This window comes from Ilumatobacter nonamiensis YM16-303 (assembly GCF_000350145.1).
In the GTDB taxonomy this organism is placed as follows: Bacteria; Actinomycetota; Acidimicrobiia; order Acidimicrobiales; family Ilumatobacteraceae; genus Ilumatobacter_A; species Ilumatobacter_A nonamiensis.
Genome location: NZ_BAOL01000313.1, coordinates 1 through 5,705 on the forward strand (window position 1 = coordinate 1; position 5,705 = coordinate 5,705).

At 66.3% G+C, this 5,705-nt stretch carries 7 protein-coding genes; 3 read left to right on the forward strand and 4 right to left on the reverse strand.

Annotated features, from left to right (window positions below; genetic code table 11):
- On the forward strand, positions 1-450 hold a 450-nt coding region (locus ON45_RS20230; RefSeq protein WP_040496538.1), incomplete at its 5' end, for a hypothetical protein.
- An 18-nt stretch (positions 451-468) separates the two neighbouring features.
- On the opposite strand, the gene ON45_RS20235 is transcribed toward ON45_RS20230, so the two are convergent.
- The 3 genes from ON45_RS20235 to ON45_RS20245 form a co-directional block, all read right to left on the reverse strand.
- On the reverse strand, positions 469-1,449 hold the full coding sequence (locus ON45_RS20235; protein WP_040496540.1) for an SRPBCC family protein: 981 nt from the start codon (positions 1,447-1,449) through the stop codon (positions 469-471).
- A gap of 60 nt (positions 1,450-1,509) precedes the next feature.
- Positions 1,510-1,854, reverse strand: coding sequence for an ArsR/SmtB family transcription factor (locus tag ON45_RS20240; protein ID WP_040496541.1), 345 nt, complete (start codon positions 1,852-1,854; stop codon positions 1,510-1,512).
- Positions 1,855-1,929: 75 nt separating this feature from the next.
- Entirely contained in the window at positions 1,930-2,622 is a 693-nt protein-coding gene (locus ON45_RS20245) for a maleylpyruvate isomerase N-terminal domain-containing protein (RefSeq protein WP_051063489.1), read from the reverse strand.
- Between ON45_RS20245 and gnd the strand changes: the two genes are divergently transcribed.
- Positions 2,621-3,643 carry a phosphogluconate dehydrogenase (NAD(+)-dependent, decarboxylating) gene (gnd, locus tag ON45_RS20250; protein ID WP_040496542.1) on the forward strand — a complete coding sequence of 341 codons (1,023 nt, stop codon included), beginning with the start codon at positions 2,621-2,623 and terminating at the stop codon, positions 3,641-3,643. The genes ON45_RS20245 and gnd overlap by 2 nt on opposite strands.
- Positions 3,640-5,112 (forward strand): glucose-6-phosphate dehydrogenase, encoded by a 1,473-nt coding sequence (zwf, locus tag ON45_RS20255; RefSeq protein ID WP_083915204.1) that lies wholly within the window; start codon positions 3,640-3,642, stop codon positions 5,110-5,112. The genes gnd and zwf overlap by 4 nt, the downstream gene beginning before the upstream one ends.
- On the opposite strand, the gene ON45_RS20260 is transcribed toward zwf, so the two are convergent.
- Positions 5,098-5,625 carry a GNAT family N-acetyltransferase gene (locus ON45_RS20260; RefSeq protein ID WP_040496543.1) on the reverse strand — a complete coding sequence of 176 codons (528 nt, stop codon included), beginning with the start codon at positions 5,623-5,625 and terminating at the stop codon, positions 5,098-5,100. The two genes, zwf and ON45_RS20260, sit on opposite strands and share 15 nt — an antisense overlap.
- Positions 5,626-5,705: the final 80 nt, after the last annotated feature.

Sequence of the window (5,705 nt, forward strand, 5' to 3'; positions counted from 1 at the left end):
AGTTCGGTGATGGGGCCGATTGCGATCGGCGGGGTCGAGATGCCTCTCTCCATCCTCGAAGACGGCACCGGCGCCGTCGTGAAGTGGATGGTCCGCGAGACCGACCTCGGATTCGGCGAGGTCCGCAATGTCGCGTTCGTGCTCGCGGTGTTCGGTCTCGGGATCGGTGTCCTCCACACCCGGAAGGGCCGAGAGGATCCGGACGACGACCGGATCGACCGACCTCGCGAGACCGACGACGCCGAGACGATCGCTCAGGCCGAGGACCTCCTCGAGCGGATCGAGACGAAACTCGCCGACGGATCCCGCATCGAGGACCTGGCCGGCCTGATCGACGACTTCGGCCGTCTCACACGCTCACTCGACACCGACCGGACCATGGACATCCTCGATGATCCGCGCGTGCTCCCGCCCGACATCGACGTCGGAGGAAGCACCGACATCGATTGACGAAGCGCGGACCGATCGTCAGGCGCTCGCTCCGACCAACGCTTCTTCGAGTCGGGCGTAGGACGCCTCCATCCCGTCGATCATGCCGGTTTCCATGATCTGTTCACGCAGCTCCGCGCTCGGGTAGGTGATCACCAACGTGAGGAGGGTTGCACCGTCGGCCGGCGTCAAGGTCATCTCGTTGCGGGTGGACGGACCACCCATGCCGATCATTCCCTCGGTCGTCACCTCACGGTTCGGCGGCGTCGACTCCAACACTTCACCTTCGAAACCGAAGCGTTCGTCCCCGTCGTCCGACGCCCACTCGTAGCGATACGTGTCACCGACCTGCTCACCCGGCTCGCACACCGGCATCGTCCATCCGTCGGGACCGAGCATCCAGCGCTGCAGCAGGCCGACGTCATGATGTGCTCGCCACACCTGCTCCACGGAGCCGCGGATCACCCGGCTGAAGCGGGCCGTCGTCTCGGTGAGCAACTGCACCTCGGTGTCCCGACCGTGGGCGAACGATGTGAGGTCGGCCAGGACGTCCGGCATCTGTCCCATCGCGGCGGTCATGCCCTCGACCATGCCCATCTCGACCAACTTCTCCATCGACGCGAGGTCGGGGAAGGTCGTCACGTTCACGAATCGCGAACCGTCGGCAGTGGCCTCGAACCGCACGTCGAACGTCATCGTCGGCATGTCGTCGTTCGCCACACCGTCGTCCGTTGCGAAGCCGTCGACGGCGGTGAACGATCGGCCGTCGTCGACCTGCTCGAATGTCCAGTAGCCGCTCGACCGCTCACCGTCGGGCCCGGTCATGAAGTAGTCGGACCGGCCTCCCGCCACCATGTCGTGGCGCGTGAAGGTCGCCGGCCATTCCGGCGGACCCCAGAACCGTTCGATCTGGCGGGGGTCGCTCCACGCCTGCCACAGGCGCTCGACGGGAACGTCGTACTCCCCGACCACCGTGAGGGTGAGTGCTTCGGGATCGGAGGTGGTTTCGGTGATGGGCATGTTGCTGTCTCCTTCGGAGATGGGATTGATGGGATGAGATCGAGATGGGATGGACGGAGATCAGGTGTCGGGGTCGACGTCGAGCACGGCATCGAGTTGACTGAAGCGCGCATGCCACAGCTCCTCGAGTTGGACGAGCAGCGCCCGGGCACGGCCGATCTGCTCGGGATCGGCGCGCACGATCCGTTCGCGTCCGCGTGGTTCCTTGGTCACGAGTCGGGCCTCCTCCAGCACGGCGACGTGCTTCTGCACGGCGGCGAAACTCATGTCGTACGCGTCGGCGAGCTCGCTGACCGAGGCCTCACCGACCAACGTGCGTCGCACGATGTCACGCCGCGTCGCATCGGCGAGCGCCCGGAAGAGGCGATCCACTTCGCCGTCGGAGAGTTCAAGACGTACAACCATCTGGTTGTATATTAGGACGAAACGCGGCGTTGTCAACCCCGATCGCGAACCATCGGTGAGCGACGTCGAGCAGCCTCAGAAGACCCCGGCAGGGTCGACGCCGTCGACGTCGACCCGGCCGGTCAGCCATCCGAGCCGGGTGGGCGGATCCAGCGACAGGACCGCGTTCGGAAGGGGCGTCATCCCCATCGGCTGACGAGCACTCCACAGCATCTCCAGACGGCCGATCTCGAGACGGACGTACAGCGGGTCGAGGTCCGACAACTCGATGCCGATGTCGAGGTCGACGCCGTGCAGTGCGACTTCGCGCACCCGCAGGAACGGCAGCCTCCCGATCGGCGTGTCGCCACGCACGGTCCGATGGCCGACACCTCGCCAATCCGTGCTGCTCCACGCCGCTTCGAGCGCTCCGATCGCCGCGGACAGGTCGGCGAGCACCTCGGTCGACGTGCGGTCGACACCCGCATCGATCCCGTGCTGCCGCGTCGCGACTCCGCCCGGATACTGCTCCAGGATCTCGCCGCGTCCCGCGCCTTCGATCATCCGTCGGTGCCCATCCGCGTTGCGGGCCAGGTGGGTGATCACCTGCGCTCGATTCCAACCGGGAAGCCGGGAAGCATCGGCGACCTCGAGCCGGTCCTCGTCGGCGAGCGCTGCCAGTCGGGTCATCAGCGCGGCATGGGCGGACGTCCCGAGCGTGACATCGCGCTCGATCTCGTCGGAGGTCAGGGCCACACCGGTCAGATTGACGTGGCAGTCTGTGCGCATGCAACTCGGAATGATCGGACTCGGGCGCATGGGCGCCAACATGGTGCGACGACTCCAGCGGGGAGGTCACGACTGCGTCGTCCACGACGTCGATCCCACCGCGGTGGACGCGATGGTCGAGGAGGGATTCACCGGAGCGAAGTCGCTCGAGGATCTCGTCGCGAAGCTCGACGCTCCGCGGTCCATCTGGGTGATGATCCCGGCCGCCTTCGTCACGGGAACCCTGGACGATCTGGTGCCGCTGCTCGACGAGGACGACACCATCATCGACGGCGGAAACTCCTGGTATCACCTCGACGTCGACCGGGCGAAGGAACTCGCTCCGAAGAACATCCACTACGTCGATGTCGGCACGAGCGGCGGTGTCGCCGGCCTCGAACGCGGCTACTGCCTGATGATCGGCGGTGACCACACTGCGGTCGAACGTCTGCAGCCCGTGTTCGAGACGTTGGCGCCGGGCGTCGAGGCAGCGACCCGCACTCCGGGCCGAACCGGCGACATCGCGCCCGAGGAGCAGGGCTGGTTGCACTGTGGGCCGAGCGGCGCCGGGCACTTCGTGAAGATGGTCCACAACGGGATCGAGTACGGAGTGATGTCGGCATTCGGTGAGGGACTCAACGTGCTCGACAAGGCGAACATCGGCAAGGTCGAGCACGAGCAGGATGCCGAGACCGCCCCTCTCGACTCGGCGGACTACTACCAGTTCGACATCGACCTCGGGAAGGTCACCGAGGTGTGGCGACGTGGGTCGGTGATCGCCTCGTGGCTGCTCGACCTCACCGCTGAGGCGTATGTCGACGACCCCGAACTGAGCCAGTACTCGGGTCACGTCAGCGATTCCGGCGAGGGGCGGTGGACGATCGCCGCAGCGATCGACGAGGGGGTCCCGGTTCCGGTGCTGTCGGCGGCGTTGTTCCAGCGTTTCGCCTCACGTGGTCGCGACGACGTGGCGAACAAGGCGCTGTCCGCGATGCGAGCGGGCTTCGGTGGACACAAGGAGAAGAAGGGGTCGACGCGATGAGCGACCCGCGCGGGAACATCAGCGATCAGCGCGGTGGGGTCTACGTCGACACGACCCAGATCACGACCACCCAACCCGAAGCCGACGCGCTCGTCCTGTTCGGCGCAACCGGCGACCTGGCGAAACGCAAGCTGTTCCCGTCGCTCTACGCCCTGGAGAAGTCGGGAACGCTGCACGTCCCGGTGATCGGCGTGGCGCGGAGCGACTGGTCCGACGACGAGTTCCGACAACACGCACGCGAGTCGATCGAGGAACACGTCACCGATCCGGATCCCGACGTGATCGACTCGTTGGAATCACGCCTCGACCTGATCCAGGGTGACTACTCCTCCGACGCGACGTGGCAGGAGCTCTGCGACACGCTCGACCGGCTCGAGTCGTCGACCGCCGTGTTCTACATGGCGATTCCACCCACGATGTTCCCGACCGTCGCCGAGGCCCTGGCCGCGATCGGGTTGAACGAACGCGGGCGGATCGTCGTCGAGAAGCCGTTCGGACGGGACCTCGAGTCGGCTGTCGAACTGAACCGGATCCTGCACAGCGTCTTCCCCGAGGACCACATCTTCCGGATCGACCACTACCTCGGCAAGGAGGCGGTCGAGGACCTGCTGGTCTTCCGCTTCGCCAACACGCTGCTGGAGCCGGTGTGGAACCGGCACTACGTGCGCAGCGTCCAGGTGACGATGTCGGAGAGCATCGGCATCGAAGGTCGCGGCAGCTTCTACGAGGGTGTCGGCGCGATCCGTGACGTGTTGCAGAACCACCTGCTGCAGGTCGTGGCGTTGCTGGCGATGGAGCCGCCTGCCGGGTCGGATCCGGGCTTCCTGCAGGACGAGAAGGCGAAGGTCATCAACGCGATGCGCCCGATCGACTCGAATGCACTCGTGCGGGGTCAGTACGTCGGCTACCGCGACGAACCCGGCGTGGCCGAGGACTCCGAGGTCGAGACGTACGTGGCGGCTCGTCTCGAGATCGACTCGTGGCGATGGGCCGGTGTGCCGTGGTACGTGCGCGTCGGCAAGGGGCTGACCGAGGCGGCGACCGAAGCGGTCATCGAGTTGAAGAGCCCACCGCGCATGTTGTTCGACGAGGTCGACAGCCCGGTTCCGGAGCGGAACCTGATCCGGCTCCGCCTCGGCAACAACGACGGCGTCACCTTCGCACTGCAGGCGAAGACCCCGGGTCCGAACATGGACAGCCAGGAGGTGGACGTCGACGTCGATTTCGCTGCCGCACTGGGCGAACGACAGGAGGCGTACGAACGACTGCTCGGAGACGCCCTCATGGGTTCGCTGCGCCGGTTCGCCCGCCAGGACGTGGTCGAGGGAACCTGGCGAGTCGTGCAGCCGGCACTCGACGACCCGGGCCCGATCTTTCCGTACTTCCGCAAGTCGTGGGGACCGTCGGAGGCCGACGCGATCCTGGTCAACGACGACGACATCTGGTACCCGCCGTCACCCGCCCGCTGACGCGGTCTCATCGACGAAGCTGAAGACGTGCGCGTCGTGGAAGCGACCGTGCAGCAGGAGTTTCCCACGCGCAATCCCCTCGTGGTGGGCGCCGGCCTTCTCCGCGACCCGACGACTTGCTTCGTTCTCGGTCGACATCACGACGACGACGCGGTGACAGCCGACTTCTCGCAGCCCGAATTCCGCGAGGAGTCTCGTGGCGGCGGTCGCGATCCCCTTTCCCGCATGATCGGATCGAACCCAGTAGCCGAGATTGGCCGAGCGGTTCAGCTCGTCCATCTGGTTCAGCCCGCATGACCCGACGATCTCGCCACTCGCCTCTTCGACGATGACGAAGCGGTGCGCCTCCCCGAACTCCCCGCGGATCCAGGCGAGCGATTCGGTCTCGCCGTACGCGTCGCTCGCCCAGGGCATCCACGGCACCAACTCGTCGAGCGACCGCTGAACCGCCGCGGCGACCGCCGCCGCATCAGCATCGACCGGCGCCCGCAACTCGATTCCCTCGGCCGTCATCCCCACCCCGCCAGTGTCCCACCCCACCCTTCCGTTCTCGTGAACAGTTTCCGCGCTCCGTGCGCGAACTGTTCACGAGA

Excerpts from the sequence above, each read along its gene's own strand:
- ON45_RS20235 (WP_040496540.1), bottom strand. The coding sequence starts at position 1,449 with ATGCCCATCACCGAAACCACCTCCGATCCCGAAGCACTCACCCTCACG.
- ON45_RS20240 (WP_040496541.1), bottom strand. The coding sequence starts at position 1,854 with ATGGTTGTACGTCTTGAACTCTCCGACGGCGAAGTGGATCGCCTCTTC.
- gnd (WP_040496542.1), top strand. The coding sequence starts at position 2,621 with ATGCAACTCGGAATGATCGGACTCGGGCGCATGGGCGCCAACATGGTG.
- ON45_RS20245 (WP_051063489.1), bottom strand. The coding sequence starts at position 2,622 with ATGCGCACAGACTGCCACGTCAATCTGACCGGTGTGGCCCTGACCTCC.
- zwf (WP_083915204.1), top strand. The coding sequence starts at position 3,640 with ATGAGCGACCCGCGCGGGAACATCAGCGATCAGCGCGGTGGGGTCTAC.
- ON45_RS20260 (WP_040496543.1), bottom strand. The coding sequence starts at position 5,625 with ATGACGGCCGAGGGAATCGAGTTGCGGGCGCCGGTCGATGCTGATGCG.